Below are 16,176 nucleotides of genomic sequence, written 5' to 3' on the forward strand. Positions count from 1 at the left end.
AGGCGATGCTGAAGGATCAGGACAGGATCTTCACCAACATCTACGGGATGCACGACCGCAGCCTGAAAGGCGCGCAGGCCCGCGGGCATTGGGACGGCACCGCTGACCTGATGGCCAAGGGGCGCGACTGGATCATCCAGACGATGAAGGATTCCGGCCTGCGCGGTCGTGGCGGCGCGGGCTTTCCCACCGGCCTGAAATGGTCATTCATGCCCAAGGAAAGCGACGGCCGCCCGGCCTACCTGGTGGTGAACGCCGACGAGTCCGAACCGGGCACCTGCAAGGACCGCGAGATCATGCGCCACGATCCTCACACGCTGATCGAAGGCTGTCTGATCGCCTCTTTCGCGATGAACGCCCATACCTGCTATATCTACATCCGCGGCGAATACATCCGCGAGCGCGAGGTGCTGCAGGCCGCCATCGACGAGGCCTATGACGCCGGTCTGCTGGGCAGGAACGCGGCCGGATCGGGCTGGGATTTCGACCTGTTCCTGCATCACGGCGCGGGCGCCTACATCTGCGGCGAGGAAACCGCGCTCCTGGAAAGCCTCGAAGGCAAGAAGGGGATGCCGCGCATGAAGCCGCCGTTCCCCGCCGGTGCGGGCCTCTATGGCTGCCCGACCACCGTGAACAACGTGGAGTCCATCGCCGTTGTGCCGACCATCCTGCGGCGCGGCGCCGACTGGTTTGCGGGTTTTGGGCGCCAGAACAATTCCGGCACCAAGCTTTTCGCCATTTCAGGCCATGTGAACAACCCCTGCGTGGTCGAAGAGGCGATGTCGATCAGCTTCGAGGAACTGATCGAAACCCATTGCGGCGGCATTCGCGGCGGCTGGGACAACCTGCTGGCGGTGATCCCAGGCGGGTCGTCGGTGCCCTGCGTGCGCGGCGAGCACATGCGCGACGCGATCATGGATTTCGACCACCTGCGCAGTGAGTTGGGCTCGGGTCTGGGAACCGCGGCGGTGATCGTGATGGACAAGTCCACCGACATCATCAAGGCGATCTGGCGGCTGTCGAAATTCTACAAGCACGAAAGCTGCGGCCAGTGCACGCCCTGCCGCGAAGGCACCGGCTGGATGATGCGGGTGATGGATCGCCTGGTGCGCGGAGAGGCGGAGCTGGAAGAGATCGACATGCTGTTCGACGTGACCAAACAGGTCGAGGGTCACACGATCTGTGCCCTGGGGGATGCGGCAGCCTGGCCGATCCAGGGCCTGATCCGGAATTTCCGGGAAGAAATCGAAGACCGCATCAAGGCCCGGAAATCGGGCCGCATGGGTGCGATGGCGGCGGAGTAGACCCATGGAATCCCTGGCCGCATATTCTCATGCGATCGCCGCGCTGGTGATCTTCGCCCTGATCGTTCTTGCGCTGTCGCCGTTCTCGGCCCTGGCCAAGGCGGGCAAGGGGCTGGCGCCGGGCGCAACGCCCGAGCAGGACTATGCCGACCGGGCCTATCGCCTGAACCGGGCTTATCTGAACGGCTGCGAGACGCTGCCGGCGTTTCTGACCGTGACCGTGGCGGCGATCCTGGCCGGGGCCAGCCCGTTCTGGGTCAACCTTCTGGCCTCGGTCGCCTTGCTGGCTCGGATCGTGATGCTGGTCATCCATTTGCGCGGCATCGGCAAGCCTCACAGCGGTGTGCGCTCGGTCTTCTACGTCATCGCCTGGGCCTGCATGGTCGTCCTGGCGCTCTTGGCATTGGTGGGGTTGCTGTGATCGGGATCACGTCATATCACGAGGCTGAACCGGCCCCCGGTGCCGGCTGCGACTCCACTTCGCCGGCGCGGAAACGCAGCCGGGCGCGCACGATCCTGACCGTCGGCCTGATCTCCGCCATGACCGCGACCGCAGGGTGCGGGCAGAGAAACGAAGAGAACCAGGTGCTGTTTGACGGGCATTTTTTCCGGACCAAGGCGCAGGTCGTGGACAAGAAGGTCACGCTGGCCGACTTCACGGTCCGGATCGACGACGTGGCCGCGTCGCTCGACGGCGCGCGCGAGGCGGGGCGCTATGCCGGAACCCGCTACTGCATCGAGAATTACGGCTCGTCCAAGATCGACTGGAAGGTGGGGCCGGATACCGAGCCGCAGCAACTGCGGATCGTGGACAACACGCTGACCTTTTCGGGAACCTGTCAGAGGCCATGAAGGGCGGGCTGGCATATCCCTGCCGGGTGGCGACGGCGTTATTGCATAGCGCCGCGGCGTCTTCTTGCCTGAGCAAGCTCGGGACGAAAGGAAATGCCATGCCATCGAAACTGCTTGCCGCCATTCTTGCCGGGGGGCTTGCGCTCCCCGCCCTGGCCAACGCGAAACCCCCGCTGCGCGACGTGCCGCAGATTGCCGACGGGATCTTCACCATCGTGGTCGCGAACGAGATCCGCCGCCACTGCGACGACATAAACGGCCGCATCTTCAAGGGGATCGGCGAAATCCGCCGTCTCAAGTCCAAGGCCAATGCGCTGGGCTATTCCGACGCTGAAATCCGCGCCGTGCTTGATTCGGATCAGGAGAAGGAGCTGATGCGCGCGCGTGGACGGAAATACATGTCCCAGCTGGGGCTGGACTATGACAAGCCGGGCGATCTGTGCCGGCTGGGCCGGCTGGAAATCGAAAGAAAAAGTGCCATCGGCGCTTTATTGAGGGCGAATTAGATCATGTCTGACCTCCGCAAGATCATCATCGACGGGCGGGAAATCGAAGTCGAAGGCGCGATGACCCTGATCCAGGCTTGCGAACAGGCCGGTGTCGAGGTGCCGCGCTTTTGCTATCACGAACGCCTGTCGATCGCGGGCAACTGCCGAATGTGCCTGGTCGAGGTCGTGGGAGGCCCGCCGAAACCGGCCGCGTCCTGCGCCATGCAGGTGCGCGACCTGCGTCCCGGCCCGGAAGGCCAGCCACCGGTGGTCAAGACCAACTCGCCCATGGTCAAGAAGGCCCGTGAAGGGGTGATGGAGTTTCTGCTGATCAACCACCCGCTGGACTGCCCGATCTGCGATCAGGGCGGCGAGTGCGACCTCCAGGACCAGGCGATGGCCTATGGCGTGGATTTCAGCCGGTTCCGCGAGGCCAAGCGCGCGGTGGACGATCTGGACCTCGGGCCTCTGGTCGAAACGCACATGACGCGCTGCATCTCGTGCACCCGATGCGTGCGTTTCACGACCGAGGTGGCCGGGATCACCCAGATGGGCCAGACAGGCCGCGGCGAGGATGCCGAGATCACGTCCTATCTGGGTGAAACGCTGGACTCGAACCTGCAGGGCAACATCATCGATCTGTGTCCGGTGGGCGCGCTGACCTCGAAACCCTATGCGTTCACCGCGCGTCCGTGGGAACTGACCAAGACCGAAACCATCGACGTGATGGACGCTCTGGGCTCGAACATCCGTGTCGATACCAAGGGCCGCGAGGTGATGCGCATCCTGCCGCGCAACCACGACGGCGTGAACGAGGAATGGATTTCCGACAAGACGCGCTTTGTCTGGGACGGGCTGCGCCGTCAGCGTCTGGACCGCCCCTATGTGCGCGAGAACGGCAAGCTGCGTCCGGCAAGCTGGCCCGAGGCTCTGGGCAAGGCGGCCGAGGCCCTGAAGGGGGCGGCAAAGCCCGCCGGTCTCGTGGGTGATCTGGCCCCGGTGGAGGCGGTGTTTGCCCTGAAACAGGTGATCGAAGGTCTGGGCGGCATCGTCGAGTGCCGAACCGACGGTGCCAGACTGCCGGCGGGCAATCGGGGCGCCTATGTCGGAACGGCGGCCATCGAGGACATCGACACCGCCGAACGGATTCTGCTCATCGGCACCAACCCGCGTGACGAGGCGCCGGTGCTGAACGCCCGGATCCGCAAGGCCTGGATCCACGGTGCCGAGGTCGCGCTGGTCGGCCCGGCCGTCGATCTGACCTACGACTACCGCCATATCGGCGACGACCGCGCCGCATTGCAAAGCGTCGTGGAGATGGGCGGCGATGACGAGATCAGGGCGAAGCGTTCGCTGGTGATCGTGGGGCAGGGCGCCCTGCAGGAAGCCGACGGCGCCGCCGTTGTGGCCGCCGCCCAGGCCGTCGCGGCCAATACGGAAAGCGGCCTGCTGATCCTGCACACCGCCGCATCGCGGGTCGGCGCCATGGATGTGGATGCGACCAACGACGGCGGCATGGACGCGATTGGCGAGGCGGATGTGATCTACAACCTCGGCGCGGACGAGGTGGAGATCGGCGAAGGCGCCTTCGTGATCTATCAGGGCAGCCATGGCGACCGGGGCGCCCATCGTGCCGACGTGATCCTGCCGGGCGCGGCCTATACCGAAGAGAACGGGCTGTTCGTCAACACCGAAGGCCGGCCGCAGCTGGCCATGCGCGCCGGCTTTGCGCCGGGCGAGGCCAAGGAGAACTGGGCGATCCTGCGGGCGCTTTCGGCGGAACTGGGCCACACACTGCCCTATGACTCGCTGGCGCAACTGCGCATGGCGCTGGTCGAGGCGGTGCCGCATCTGGCCCGGATCGACGAGGTCATCGAGAACGAGGTTCAGCCGCTGGCGGCAGGTCCGTTGGGCCAGGCTGCCTTCCGCCCTGCGATCAAGGACTTTTACCTGACCAACCCGGTTGCGCGCGCCTCGCAGCTGATGGCCGAGCTGTCCGCGCAGTCCAGGGCGCGCAAGGCCGAGAAGATCGCGGCGGAATGAGGGCGCTGACCGGCATATCAGGCGCCACGGCCTTCGCGGGGGCGACGCGAGGCGCGGTCGCGCTCCGGCGCGGCCATGTGGCGCGGGGAATGCGCGGGAATGCAAAGAAAAAGGGTGGCGTCCGGACGGCGAATGCTGTTTACACCAACGCGCCATCCCAACCGCAGGACATGCGGGTTTCCGGTGCGGCTGCCGGAAATCGCAGGTCTGGCGGAAAACGGAATACCCACGGTGTGAGGACCAATGGCTGATTTCTTTACCACCCCAGGCGGCATCGCCGTGATCATCCTGGCGCAAGTGATTGCAGTCGTGGCCTTCGTGATGATCTCGCTGCTCTTCCTCGTCTACGGCGACCGCAAGATCTGGGCCGCGGTCCAGATGCGCCGGGGTCCGAACGTGGTGGGCGTCTACGGCTTGCTGCAATCGGTGGCCGACGCACTGAAATACGTGGTGAAAGAGGTGGTGATCCCCGCCGGCGCCGACCGCACGGTGTTCATTCTGGCGCCGCTCACATCCTTTGTTCTGGCCATGATCGCCTGGGCGGTGATCCCGTTCAACGACGGCTGGGTGCTGTCGGACATCAACGTGGCCATCCTTTATGTCTTCGCGGTGTCCTCGCTGGAAGTCTACGGCGTGATCATGGGCGGGTGGGCGTCGAACTCGAAATACCCGTTCCTGGGCTCGCTGCGCTCGGCCGCGCAGATGATTTCCTATGAGGTCTCCATCGGCCTGATCATCATCGGGGTGATCATCTCGACCGGGTCGATGAACTTCGGCGACATCGTGCGGGCGCAGGACACCGGATGGGGCTTTTTCGGCTGGTACTGGCTGCCGCATTTCCCGATGGTGTTTCTGTTCTTCATCTCGGCGCTGGCCGAGACCAACCGGCCGCCGTTTGACCTGCCGGAGGCGGAATCGGAACTGGTCGCGGGCTATCAGGTCGAATACTCGGCCACGCCCTTCCTGCTGTTCATGGCCGGTGAATACATCGCCATCTTCCTGATGTGCGCGCTGACCACGCTGCTGTTCTTCGGCGGCTGGCTGTCGCCGATCCCGGGCCTGCCCGATGGCGTGCTGTGGATGGTCGGCAAGATGGCGTTCTTCTTCTTCCTCTTTGCAATGGTCAAGGCGATCACGCCGCGCTACCGCTATGACCAACTGATGCGGCTGGGCTGGAAAGTCTTCCTGCCCTTCTCGCTGGCCTGGGTGGTGTTCGTGGCCTTTGCGGCGAGGTTCGACTGGTTCTGGGGGATCTTCGCCCGTTGGAGCATAGGAGGCTGACAATGGCAAATATCGACTATACCCGCGCCGCCAAGTACTTCCTGCTCCAGGACTTCTGGGTCGGTTTCAAGCTGGGGATGAAATACTTCTTTGCGCCCAAGGCCACCGTGAACTACCCCCATGAAAAAGGCCCGCTCAGCCCGCGGTTCCGGGGCGAGCACGCGCTGCGCCGCTATCCGAACGGCGAGGAACGCTGCATCGCCTGCAAACTCTGCGAGGCGATCTGCCCGGCCCAGGCGATCACCATCGACGCAGAACCGCGCGAGGACGGCTCGCGCAGAACGACGCGCTATGACATCGACATGACCAAATGCATCTATTGCGGCTTTTGCCAGGAGGCGTGCCCGGTCGATGCCATCGTCGAAGGCCCGAACTTCGAATTCGCCACGGAGACCCGCGAAGAGTTGTTCTATGACAAGCAGAAACTGCTTGAGAACGGCGACCGCTGGGAGGCCGAGATCGCCCGCAATCTGGAATTGGATGCGCCCTACCGATGAGTGATCCGGCCAAAAACCCGTTCGAGCTGATGATGCAGCAAGCCCAGGACATGGCCAAGGCGTTCAACCCGGCCCTGGAGAACTTTTCGCCCAAGGGGTTCGAGGCGCTGTGGCCGACCATGCCCAAAGAGGTCATGGAGATGATGTTCGGCAACGCCGTCAACAAGGATGGTCTGGACGCCAAGACCCGGCTGCTGCTGACATTGGCCGGGCTGACCATGCAGGGCGCTCAGGCGGACACGGCGGTGCGGCAGACCGTGCGCCATGCGATCGAGGCGGGTGCGAGAAAGCAGGAGATCGTGGAAACGATCGGTCAGATGTCGGTCTTTGCCGGCATCCCGGCCATGACCCGCGCGCTGGATCTGGCGCGGGAGGCCATGGGCGAAGAAGGGGACGATGACCAATGAGCGTGTTTGCCTTTTACCTGTTTGCCATCAGCGCCATCACCGGAGGGCTGTTCACCGTGATCAGCCGCCAGCCGGTGCATTCGGTGCTGTGGCTGATCCTGTCCTTCATCTCGTCGGCGGGGCTGTTCGTCCTGCTTGGGGCGGAATTCGTGGCCATGCTGCTGATCATCGTCTATGTCGGCGCGGTCGCGGTTCTGTTCCTGTTCGTGGTGATGATGCTGGACGTGGACTTCGCCGAGTTGAAGGCCGAGATGGCGCGCTATATGCCGCTGGCTCTGCTGATCGGGCTGATCATCCTGATGCAGTTCGTCATGGCCTATGGGGCCTGGGACACCGCCGAAGGCGCCGCCACCAACCTGGCCCAGCCGGTGCCCGAGGGCCGTCACAACACCGAGGCGCTGGGCCTCATCCTCTACGATCAATACTTCCTTCTGTTCCAGCTTGCGGGGCTGATCCTGCTGGTCGCCATGATCGGCGCCATCGTGCTGACCCTGCGCCACCGCCAGGACATCAAGCGTCAGGACATCGTCGGCCAGATGATGCGCGACCCGGCCAAGGCGATGGAACTGAGGGACGTGAAACCGGGGCAGGGACTTTGAGACGATGATCGGACTTGAACACTATCTTACGGTCGCGGCGACGCTGTTCGTCATCGGCATCTTCGGTCTCTTCCTGAACCGCAAGAACGTCATCATCCTGCTGATGAGCATCGAGTTGATGCTACTGGCGGTGAACATCAACCTCGTGGCGTTTTCCAGTTTCCTCGGCGATCTGGTCGGGCAGGTCTTTACGCTCTTCGTTCTGACCGTCGCCGCCGCCGAGGCTGCCATCGGGCTGGCCATCCTGGTCTGCTTCTTCCGCAACCGCGGCACCATCGCGGTGGAAGATGTCAACATGATGAAGGGGTAAGGGATCATGGAAACGACCATCCTGTTTGCCCCGCTCGTGGGTGCCATCCTCTGCGGCTTCGGCTGGAAGTTCATCGGAGAGAAGGCGGCGCTCTGGACCGCCACGGGCCTGCTGTTCCTGGCCTGCCTGCTGTCATGGATCGTGTTCTTCACCTTTGACGGCCAGACCCAGCAGATCGAGATTCTGCGCTGGATCGAAAGCGGATCGCTGTCCACGTCCTGGGCGATCCGGCTGGACCGGCTGACGGCGATCATGCTGATCGTGGTGACGACGGTTTCGGCGCTCGTGCACCTGTATTCGTTCGGCTACATGGATCACGACCCGCAGTGGCGCGAAGGCGAAAGCTACAAGCCGCGATTCTTCGCCTATCTCAGCTTTTTCACCTTCGCCATGCTGATGCTGGTGACTTCGGACAACCTGGTGCAGATGTTCTTTGGCTGGGAAGGCGTGGGCGTTGCCTCGTATCTGCTGATCGGCTTCTACTACCGCAAGCCCACGGCCAACGCGGCCGCCATCAAGGCGTTCATCGTCAACCGGGTGGGCGATTTCGGCTTTGCCCTGGGGATTTTCGCGTTGTTCTTCCTGGTGGACAGCATCAATCTCTCCGACATCTTCGCAGCCGCGCCGTCGCTGGCGGAAAGCCAGTTGACCTTCCTCTGGGGCGAATGGACCTCGATCGAGGTGGTCTGCGTGCTGCTGTTCATCGGTGCGATGGGCAAGTCGGCGCAGCTGATCCTGCACACCTGGCTTCCGGACGCGATGGAAGGCCCGACGCCGGTTTCCGCGCTGATCCATGCCGCAACCATGGTGACGGCGGGCGTCTTCCTGGTCTGCCGCATGTCGCCGCTCTATGAGTTCGCGCCCGGCGCTGCCGGGTTCGTGACGGTATTGGGCGCCTCGACGGCCTTTTTTGCCGCCACCGTCGGACTGGTTCAGACCGACATCAAGCGGGTGATCGCCTATTCGACCTGTTCGCAGCTGGGTTACATGTTCGTGGCCGCCGGTGTGGGCATGTATTCGGCGGCGATGTTCCACCTGTTCACCCACGCCTTCTTCAAGGCGCTGCTGTTTCTTGGGGCCGGCTCGGTGATCCACGCCATGCATCACGAGCAGGACATGATGAATTACGGCGGGTTGCGGAAAAAGATCCCCTATACCTTTTGGGCGATGATGATCGGAACGCTGGCGATCACCGGCGTCGGCATTCCGCTGACGCAGATCGGCTTTGCCGGCTTCCTCAGCAAGGACGCCATCATCGAAAGCGCCTATGCAGGCGGGTCTTCCTATGGGTTCTGGCTGCTGGTCATCGCGGCCGCCTTCACCGCCTTCTATTCCTGGCGCCTGATCTTCCTGACATTCTATGGCGAGGAACGCGGCGACAAGCACACGCATGAGCACGCGCATGAAAGCCCGATGACCATGCTGGTGCCCTTGGGCGCGCTGTCGCTGGGGGCGGTGTTCGCGGGCATGATCTGGTACAACAACTTCTTCGGTCATGCCGATCAGGTCGGCAAGTTCTACGGCATCCCGGTGGCCGAAGCTCATGCCGAGGGCGGTGATCAGGCCAAGGCCGACGACCATGGCGGCGACGCGCATGCCACGGACTCGCAGGGCGACGACGCTGCACATGGCGACAAGGCCAAGGGTGGGGATCACCACTATGCCTTTGTCGGAAAGCCGGGCGAGGGCGCGTTGTATGTCGCGCCGGACAACCACGTTCTGGACGACGCGCACGCGGCGCCGAAATGGGTCAAGGTCTCGCCTTTCGTCGCGATGGCTCTGGGGCTTGCGCTGGCCTACCTGTTCTACATCGTGAACCCGGCGCTGCCGCGGAAACTGGCCGAAAACCAGCGCCCGCTATACCTGTTTCTCAAGAACAAGTGGTACTTCGACGAGATCTATGACGCGATCCTTGTCAAACCCACGGTGGCGCTGGGCCGGTTCCTGTGGAAACGCGGCGACGGCAACACGATTGACGGATTCCTGAACGGAGTGGCAATGGGCGTCGTACCGTTCTTCACCCGCCTCGCAGGCAAGGCGCAGTCGGGCTACATCTTTACCTACGCCTTCTGGATGGTTTTGGGCATCGCCGCCCTTGTCACCTGGATGTCGATCGGCGGGGGGGCGCAGTGATGGACAATATCCTATCCATTGTCACCTTCATTCCGGCGGTCGCTGCGCTGATCCTCGGCGTTTTCCTGAGAGGCGAGGATGCGGCCGCGCAACGCAACGCGAAATGGGCGGCGCTGTTCGCGACCACTGTGACCTTTCTTGTGTCCATCGGCATCTACACCGGCTTCGATCCCTCGAATACCGGCTTCCAGATGGTGGAAGAGGGCGAATGGCTGCTGGGCCTCAAATACAAGATGGGCGTGGACGGCATCAGCATCCTGTTCGTTCTGCTGACGACCTTCATCATGCCGCTGACCATTCTGGCCAGCTGGCACGTGACCGACCGGGTCAAGGAATACATGATCGCCTTCCTGCTGCTGGAAACCCTGATGCTGGGCGTGTTCATGGCGCTGGATCTGGTGCTGTTCTACCTGTTCTTCGAGGGTGGCCTGATCCCGATGTTCCTGATCATCGGCATCTGGGGCGGCAAGGACCGGATCTATGCCAGCTTCAAATTCTTCCTCTACACCTTCCTCGGCTCGGTGCTGATGCTCGTCGCCATGGTGGCGATGTATGCGGACGCGGGCACGACGGATATCGAGGCGCTGATGAGCCACCAGTTCTCGTCCGAGAGCTTCAGTGTCCTGGGCATCCATATCTTGGGCGGCATGCAGACGCTGATGTTCCTGGCCTTCTTCGCCTCGTTCGCGGTGAAAATGCCGATGTGGCCGGTCCATACCTGGTTGCCGGACGCGCACGTGCAGGCGCCCACGGCCGGGTCGGTGGTGCTGGCCGCGATCCTGTTGAAGATGGGCGGCTATGGTTTCCTGCGCTTCAGCCTGCCGATGTTCCCCGTCGGCTCGGCGGTGATGACCGACGTGGTCCTGTGGATGTCCGCGATCGCCGTCGTCTACACCTCGCTGGTCGCGCTGGTGCAGGAGGACATGAAAAAGCTGATCGCCTATTCCTCGGTCGCGCATATGGGGTTCGTGACCATGGGCATCTTTGCGGCGAACCAGCAGGGCATCGACGGGGCCATCTTCCAGATGCTCAGTCACGGTTTCATCTCGGCGGCGCTCTTTTTGATCGTCGGCGTGATCTATGACCGGATGCACACCCGCGACATTGACGCCTATGGCGGTCTGGTGATCCGGATGCCGGCCTATGCGTTGGTCTTCATGCTGTTCACGATGGCGAATGTGGGCCTGCCCGGCACCTCGGGCTTCATCGGCGAGTTCCTGACGCTGATGGGTGCCTTCCAGGTCAACACCTGGGTCACGGCCGTTGCCGCGTCGGGCGTCATCTTTTCGGCGGCCTATGCGCTGTGGCTCTACCGGCGTGTGGTCTTTGGCGATCTGATCAAGGAAAGCCTGAAATCCATCACCGACATGAGCGCGCGCGAACGCCTCGTCTTTGCCCCGCTGGTCGTCATGACCATCCTGTTGGGCGTCTATCCGTCGCTGGTGACCGATGTGATCGGCGATTCCACCGCCGCGCTGATTTCGAACTATGACTCGGCACTGGCCGCGGCCGAAGCCGCGACCCAATACGCCGCTTCGCATTAAGGGAGCTTTGGAGGCATGATCCAGGCTGATCTCACCATAATCCTGCCGGAAATCGTTCTGGCGATCTATGCGATGGTGGCGCTGCTCGGGGCGGTCTACACGACCAAGGACGCGCTGGGCCCGCTGCTGGTCTGGACGACGGCGGGGTTGATGGCGGTCCTGTCCTTCTGGATCGCGACCAACGGCGGTGGCACCAGGGTGGCATTCAACGGCATGTTCATCGACGACGGCTTTGCCCGGTTCTCGAAGGTTGCGATCCTTCTGGCCGCGGCCTCGGTCCTGGTGATGAGCCAGGACTACATGGCGCGCCGGGGGCTTTTGCGGTTCGAGTTTCCCTTGCTGGTGGCGCTGGCCGCGGTCGGCATGATGATGATGGTCAGCGCGGGCGATCTGATGGCCCTGTACATGGGGCTGGAGCTGCAGTCCCTGGCGCTCTACGTGATCGCGGCGCTGCGCCGGGACAGCGCGAAATCGACCGAAGCCGGCCTCAAGTATTTCGTGCTGGGCGCGCTGAGTTCGGGCCTGCTGCTCTATGGCGCATCTCTGGTCTACGGCTATACCGGCACGACCCTGTTCACCGGCATCATCGACACCGCCAGACATGACGAGGTTTCCCTGGGGCTGCTGTTCGGCCTGATCTTCCTGATCTCGGGCCTGGCCTTCAAGGTGTCGGCGGTGCCGTTCCACATGTGGACCCCCGACGTCTACGAAGGGTCGCCCACGCCGATCACGGCCTTCTTCGCGACGGCGCCCAAGGTGGCGGCGATGGCGCTGTTTGCCCGCGTCCTGCATGATGCCTTTGGCGGCGCTGTCGCGGATTGGCAGCAGGTGATCGTGCTGCTTTCGGTTCTGTCGATGTTCCTTGGCGCGATCGCCGCCATCGGACAGCGCGACATCAAACGGCTGATGGCCTATTCCTCGATCGCCCATATGGGCTATGCGCTGATCGGACTCGCGGCGGGCACCGAAATGGGCATCAAGGCGATGCTGATGTATCTGGCGATCTACGTCACCATGAATGTCGGCACCTTCGCGTTCATCCTGATGATGGAGCGCGACGGAAAGCCCGTCACCGACATCGACGCGCTGCGCCAATACTCCCGGCGCGATCCCGGCAAGGCGCTGGCCGTATTGATCCTGATGTTCAGCCTGGCCGGGGTGCCGCCGATGCTGGGGTTCTTCGCCAAGTTCGGCGTCTGGCAGGCGGGTATCGATGCGGGGCTGACCGGTCTGGTCATCGCCTCGGCCATCGCCTCGGTCATCGGCGCGTTCTATTATCTGCGGATCGTGTTCTACATGTATTTCGGGGACGAGAACGAAGACCCGATCGAGACCCGTTCCACGCCGGTGCTCTGGGCTGCGCTGATGGGCTCGGCCGCCCTGATGCTGGTCGGCGTGTTCTATCAGTTCGGTGTGGAAGGCGCGGCTGCGGCCGCGGCAGCGACGCTTGTCAACTGATCCGGCGTTCTCGGTCGTGCCTTGGGGCCGGTCCCTGAAACGGGCCTTTTGACATGAGCGGCTGGCCGCAGGGATACGGGCTCCACGTCCTGGAAGAGGTGGACAGCACCCTCAACGAGGCGGCGCGCATCGCGCCGACGGCCCGCGGCCCGGTCTGGATCATGGCGCATCGCCAGACGGCGGCCCGCGGACGCCGGGGGCGCGGTTGGACCCAGCCGCTGGGAAATCTGGCGGCGACGCTGCTGATGCAGCCTCAGGGGTCGCCGGAACAAGCGGCGTTGCGCAGCTTCGTTGCGGCGCTGGCGCTCTACGATGCGTGCGTGGCCGTCACGGGCCGGACCGAGGGGCTGGCCCTGAAATGGCCCAATGACGTGCTCCTCAATGGCGGAAAGCTGGCCGGGATCCTGCTGGAAAGCACCGGCAGGAACGGGGGCGTTTCGCATCTGGCCATCGGTATCGGCGTGAACCTGGTGGACGCCCCGCCGCCTGGCGCGGTCGAACCAGGGGCCGTTCGCCCGGTGTCGCTGCTGTCTGAAACCGGGGCGCGGGTCGAAACCGACGACTTTCTGACCGAACTGGCCACCGCCTTTGCGCATTACGAAACCCAGTTTTCGACCTTTGGGTTCGAGCCAATCCGGTCCGCCTGGCTGGCGCGCGCCGCGCGGCTGGGCGAGGTGATCACCGCCCGTACCGTGGCGTCGGAGACAGTCGGAACCTTCGAGACGGTGGACGCGGACGGCAACCTTGTCCTAAACACCGCCAAGGGCCGCCTCCGCATCCCCGCGGCCGAAGTCTATTTCTGAAAGGGTCGCCCAATGCTTCTGGCGATAGATTGCGGCAATACCAACACGGTCTTTTCGATCTGGGACGGCGAGCGTTTCCTGTGCACGCTGCGCACCTCGACGCATCATGCGCGCACGGCGGATGCCTATTTCACCTGGTATTCGACGCTGGTGCGACACTACGGCATCGAGGCGGATATTACCGATGTCATCATTGCTTCGACCGTCCCGCGGGTGGTGTTCAATCTGCGTGTCTTTGCGGATCGGTTCTTCGGTTGCCGGCCCCTGGTCGTTGGCAAGCCAGACTGCTTGCTGCCGGTCAACCCCCGTGTGGACGAAGGGACCATTCCCGGCCCCGACCGGTTGGCGAACGCCGCAGGCGCCTTCGACCGCCACGGCGGAAATGTCGTCGTCGTCGATTTCGGTACGGCGACGAATTTCGACGTGGTTGCCGCGGACGGAGCGTATGTGGGGGGAATCATTGCGCCGGGTGTGAACCTCAGTCTGGAAGCCTTGCACCAGGGCGCGGCGGCGCTTCCGCATATCGATGTCACGCGTCCGGAAAAGGTGATCGGGACGAATACCGTGGGCTGCATCCAATCCGGCGTGTATTGGGGATATTCCGGCCTGATCGAGGGCTTGATCGCCCGCATCAAGGACGAATATGGAATGCCGATGAAAGTTGTGGGGACCGGCGGGCTGGCACCGTTGTTCGACCAGGCGGATGTGGGGTTCGACACAATTGAAGACGATCTGACGATGCACGGCCTGACCGTGATCCATCGCTACAACAAGGAAAACGGCTCGGCATGAGCAAGGAAAGATTGATCTACCTGCCCCTCGGCGGGGCGGGTGAAATTGGCATGAACGCCTATGTCTATGGCTATGGCAAACCTGGGAAGGAGCGGCTGATCCTCGTCGATCTCGGCGTGGCCTTCCCCGACATGGACAGTTCGCCCGGTGTGGAGGTGATCTTTGCCGACATCACCTGGCTCAAGGAGCGCGCCGACCGGCTCGAGGCGATCTTCGTCACACACGCGCATGAAGATCATGTCGGGGCCGTGGCGCATTGTTACGACGCGCTCCGTGCACCCGTCTATGCGCGCGCCTTCACCGCCAATATTGCGCGCCGGAAGATGGAAGAGTACGGCCATCCGGTCGAGGCCGTCAGAACCGTGTCCGCCTGGCCGGAACAGGTCACGGCAGGGCCTTTCACGGTCGGATACCTGCCGGTCTCGCATTCGATCCCCGAAAGCGCGGGCCTCGTGATCGACACCCCGGCCGGCCGGATCGTGCATTCCGGCGATTTCAAGCTCGACCCGGAACCCGTGGTCGGCGAACCCTTCGATCCCGACCTGTGGGCCGAGGCGGCCAAGCCGGGCGTCAAGGCGTTGGTCTGCGACAGCACCAATGTGTTTTCGCCGCACCCGGGCCGATCCGAGTCCGAACTCGCTCCGGAAATCACCCGGCTGGTCGCAGAGGCACAGGGCATGGTGGTCGCGACGACCTTCGCCTCGAATGTGGCCAGGGTCAAAACGCTGGCCGAGGCCGGGGCACGGGCGGGGCGGTCCATCGTGCTTCTCGGCCGGGCCATGCGCCGCATGATCGAGGCGGCGACCGAAACAGGATTGCTTTCGGACTTTCCCCGCATGATCAGCGCCGAGGAAGCCGTCGATATGCCGCGCCAGAACCTGATGCTCATCGTCACCGGCAGCCAGGGCGAACGCCGGGCCGCCAGCGCGCAGCTGGCGCGCGGCAAGTATCGCGGGTTGGAGATGGCCGAAGGCGATCTGTTCCTGTTCTCGTCCAAGACCATTCCGGGCAACGAACGCGGGGTGATCCGGGTCATCAACCAGTTCAGCGAAAAAGGCGTGGATGTGGTCGATGACAGTTCGGGCCTCTATCATGTATCGGGCCATGCCAACCGCCCGGATCTGGAGCGCATCCACGCGATTGTCGATCCGCAGATCGTGATCCCCATGCATGGCGAGCACCGCCACCTGCGCGAACATGCGAGGCTGGCGGAAGCCGGCGGGCGCACCGGGATCGTCGCGGTCAACGGGATGATGCTGGATTTGTCCGGAAACACGCCCAAGGTGGCCGAATACATCGAAAGCGGCCGGACCTATCTGGACGGTACCGTGCAGATCGGCGCGCTCGACGGCGTCGTGCGCGACCGCATCCGCATGGCGCTGAACGGTCACGTCACGGTGACGGCCATTCTGGACGAGGAAGACGAACCGATGGGCGAGCCCTGGTGCGACACGATCGGCCTGCCGGAAACCGGCAGTTCCCGGGCGGGACTCGTCGAGGTGCTGGAAGAAGACCTGAGCCAGTTCCTGATGCGCGCCGAGGCCAAGACGCTGGGCGACGATGACAAGCTGGAAGAGGCGCTGCGCCGGATCGTGCGGCAGACCGCACAAAACGAGATCGGCAAGAAACCCGAAGTTACCGTCGTGATCAGCCGGATCCGCTAGG

At 63.5% G+C, this 16,176-nt stretch carries 16 protein-coding genes; all 16 read left to right on the plus strand.

What is annotated here, in order from left to right; genetic code table 11:
- The first annotated feature begins 5 nt into the window (after positions 1-5).
- The 16 genes from nuoF (at position 6) to AC2FNJ_RS00265 (ending at position 16,175) form a co-directional block, all read left to right on the plus strand.
- Positions 6-1,304 (plus strand): NADH-quinone oxidoreductase subunit NuoF, encoded by a 1,299-nt coding sequence (gene nuoF / locus AC2FNJ_RS00190; RefSeq protein ID WP_496761563.1) that lies wholly within the window; start codon positions 6-8, stop codon positions 1,302-1,304.
- A 4-nt stretch (positions 1,305-1,308) separates the two neighbouring features.
- Positions 1,309-1,725, plus strand: coding sequence for an MAPEG family protein (locus AC2FNJ_RS00195; protein ID WP_496761564.1), 417 nt, complete (start codon positions 1,309-1,311; stop codon positions 1,723-1,725).
- Entirely contained in the window at positions 1,722-2,156 is a 435-nt protein-coding gene (locus tag AC2FNJ_RS00200) for a hypothetical protein (protein WP_496761565.1), read from the plus strand. The genes AC2FNJ_RS00195 and AC2FNJ_RS00200 overlap by 4 nt, the downstream gene beginning before the upstream one ends.
- Before the next feature lie 98 nt (positions 2,157-2,254).
- Entirely contained in the window at positions 2,255-2,662 is a 408-nt protein-coding gene (locus AC2FNJ_RS00205; protein WP_496761566.1) for a DUF5333 domain-containing protein, read from the plus strand.
- A gap of 3 nt (positions 2,663-2,665) precedes the next feature.
- Positions 2,666-4,687, plus strand: a complete 2,022-nt coding sequence (nuoG, locus tag AC2FNJ_RS00210) for an NADH-quinone oxidoreductase subunit NuoG (protein ID WP_496761567.1) — start codon at positions 2,666-2,668, stop codon at positions 4,685-4,687.
- 243 nt (positions 4,688-4,930) lie between these two features.
- Positions 4,931-5,968: an NADH-quinone oxidoreductase subunit NuoH gene (gene nuoH, locus AC2FNJ_RS00215; protein WP_496761568.1), complete on the plus strand. Its 1,038-nt coding sequence runs from the start codon at positions 4,931-4,933 to the stop codon at positions 5,966-5,968.
- A 2-nt stretch (positions 5,969-5,970) separates the two neighbouring features.
- Positions 5,971-6,465, plus strand: coding sequence for an NADH-quinone oxidoreductase subunit NuoI (gene nuoI, locus AC2FNJ_RS00220; RefSeq protein ID WP_496761569.1), 495 nt, complete (start codon positions 5,971-5,973; stop codon positions 6,463-6,465).
- Positions 6,462-6,872: a carboxymuconolactone decarboxylase family protein gene (locus tag AC2FNJ_RS00225; protein WP_496761570.1), complete on the plus strand. Its 411-nt coding sequence runs from the start codon at positions 6,462-6,464 to the stop codon at positions 6,870-6,872. The genes nuoI and AC2FNJ_RS00225 overlap by 4 nt, the downstream gene beginning before the upstream one ends.
- A complete protein-coding gene (locus AC2FNJ_RS00230; protein ID WP_496761571.1) occupies positions 6,869-7,471 on the plus strand; it encodes an NADH-quinone oxidoreductase subunit J in 603 nt (200 codons plus the stop codon). The genes AC2FNJ_RS00225 and AC2FNJ_RS00230 overlap by 4 nt, the downstream gene beginning before the upstream one ends.
- 4 nt (positions 7,472-7,475) lie before the next feature.
- Positions 7,476-7,781 carry an NADH-quinone oxidoreductase subunit NuoK gene (gene nuoK / locus AC2FNJ_RS00235; RefSeq protein WP_005984024.1) on the plus strand — a complete coding sequence of 102 codons (306 nt, stop codon included), beginning with the start codon at positions 7,476-7,478 and terminating at the stop codon, positions 7,779-7,781.
- 6 nt (positions 7,782-7,787) lie between these two features.
- Positions 7,788-9,914, plus strand: coding sequence for an NADH-quinone oxidoreductase subunit L (nuoL, locus tag AC2FNJ_RS00240; RefSeq protein ID WP_496761572.1), 2,127 nt, complete (start codon positions 7,788-7,790; stop codon positions 9,912-9,914).
- Positions 9,914-11,458, plus strand: a complete 1,545-nt coding sequence (locus tag AC2FNJ_RS00245) for an NADH-quinone oxidoreductase subunit M (RefSeq protein ID WP_496761573.1) — start codon at positions 9,914-9,916, stop codon at positions 11,456-11,458. Before nuoL ends, AC2FNJ_RS00245 begins: the two co-directional genes overlap by 1 nt.
- A gap of 15 nt (positions 11,459-11,473) precedes the next feature.
- Entirely contained in the window at positions 11,474-12,916 is a 1,443-nt protein-coding gene (gene nuoN / locus AC2FNJ_RS00250) for an NADH-quinone oxidoreductase subunit NuoN (protein ID WP_496761574.1), read from the plus strand.
- 53 nt (positions 12,917-12,969) lie between these two features.
- Entirely contained in the window at positions 12,970-13,719 is a 750-nt protein-coding gene (locus AC2FNJ_RS00255) for a biotin--[acetyl-CoA-carboxylase] ligase (protein ID WP_496761575.1), read from the plus strand.
- 12 nt (positions 13,720-13,731) lie between these two features.
- The gene (locus AC2FNJ_RS00260; protein WP_496761576.1) at positions 13,732-14,511 is read left to right on the plus strand and encodes a type III pantothenate kinase; all 780 of its coding nucleotides are present in this window, start codon (positions 13,732-13,734) and stop codon (positions 14,509-14,511) included.
- The gene (locus AC2FNJ_RS00265; RefSeq protein ID WP_496761577.1) at positions 14,508-16,175 is read left to right on the plus strand and encodes a ribonuclease J; all 1,668 of its coding nucleotides are present in this window, start codon (positions 14,508-14,510) and stop codon (positions 16,173-16,175) included. Before AC2FNJ_RS00260 ends, AC2FNJ_RS00265 begins: the two co-directional genes overlap by 4 nt.
- Position 16,176: the final 1 nt, after the last annotated feature.

The organism is Ruegeria sp. BHSB196 (genome assembly GCF_059613135.1).